1 pseudogene is annotated in these 231 nt (G+C 71.9%); it reads left to right on the plus strand.

The annotated features are described in order from the left end of the window. Positions 1 to 231, plus strand: a pseudogene (locus AC0IYU_RS35035) (type II secretion system secretin GspD); the annotation flags it as partial.

The raw sequence follows: 231 nt of genomic DNA on the forward strand, positions 1-231 counted from the left end.
GATCCACCCGGCGCCCGACCCGCAGTACCGCCAGCTGCGCGCGGAGCTCGACCGGCTCGACGGGCGCCGCGCGCAGGTCATGATCGAGGCGCTCAGCGTCGAGGTGAACGCCACCAAGGCCGCCAACTTCGGCGTGCAGTGGCAAAGCGCGCTGGGCCACAACGCGGTCATCGGCACCAACTCCAGCCTGACGGGCGCCACCATCCTGGCGCTGACCCAGGCCATCGCCAC

Source organism: Variovorax sp. AC103 (assembly GCF_979254005.1).